We start from the raw sequence: 1105 nt of genomic DNA, 5'->3' as shown, positions 1-1105 counted from the left end.
TGTTTGGCAGTTCGCAACGATTTGCGCTGGAGCAAGCTCCCCGTGCTATTTTTGACAGCTCATTCCGAGTCGGAAATAGTGCGCCAAATGTTTGTCGCAGGTGCTGACGACTACGTGAACAAGCCGATCGTGAAACCGGAATTAATTGCTCGCCTCCTGAATCGTTTGGAGCGGACTCAACTCAGAAACAGGCTGGCTCAGGCACAGCGCTAATCCCATTTTAGATTAAAAAATTAAAGAATTGAAGAATTGGGGATGAATGATGAAGCTCGTGGTTGGGAGCACGGGGCTACAGTTGTATTCTTGTTTAAAACTGGTATAACCATGAAGAAATATGCAGTGCGTGTCGGAAACCACTCAGCAAGCCTTAGCCAAGACTAGGGATTGTTTGGTTGTGCGATTCAGACGCGATGGCGTTAATAGATGCTTGCCAGCTCATCAAGAACACAGACTTATTTAGAGAAGTATTAATCAGGTGAAAGCCATGATATTGCCCTCAGACACAGACAATCTCAATGACAGCGACTGCGAACTAATTTACGCCCCGGGTTCGATTCAACCTCACGGCATCCTTTTGGTGCTGGAATCTCCGGCGTTGAAAATTTTGCAAGTTAGCAACAATACTTTTGAGGCGATGGGTCTTTACCCCGAACAACTTTTGGAGCAATTTTTAGAGGAATTTGTCGAGACTGAGGAAATTAAAGCTATTGAAAAAGCTTTATTTGAAAACGACCAACAACGTAACGCTATCAGATTATCATTCAAAAGTCAAGACCGCAAGTCTTTTTTTGAGGGGACGCTACATCAATCAAATTCAGCATTAATTCTTGAACTCGAGTCGGCTGTTTCCCCAAAACCTAGCGATTCTTTCGATTTTTATCATTTAGTCCAAGAGCCGATCGACAAAATCCACAAAACACCAAACCTGCAAGTGCTGTGTCAGACAGCAGTTGAAGAGGTGCGGAGGATGATTGGTTTCGATCGAGCGATCGTCTATCAATTTGATACCACCGGTGCGGGTGAAGTTATCGCCGAAGACAAAGTAGAAAGTTTGGCTCCTTTATTGGGACTGCACTATCCGGCTACCGATATTCCTCCCCAGGCA

Annotated in this window: 1 protein-coding gene and 1 pseudogene; both read left to right on the top strand. The window is 44.8% G+C overall.

From position 1 onward, the window contains the following. Positions 1 to 213, top strand: a 213-nt coding sequence (locus QUA38_RS29145; protein ID WP_333168033.1) for a response regulator, incomplete at its 5' end; no start/stop codon positions are given. Positions 214 to 484: 271 nt separating this feature from the next. Next, a pseudogene (locus QUA38_RS29140) lies at positions 485 to 1105 on the top strand (PAS domain S-box protein); the annotation flags it as partial.

It is taken from the genome of Microcoleus sp. Pol12B4, from assembly GCF_036701385.1.
Lineage (GTDB): Bacteria > Cyanobacteriota > Cyanobacteriia > Cyanobacteriales > Microcoleaceae > Microcoleus.
This window is presented reverse-complemented; position numbering and strand designations above follow the sequence as displayed.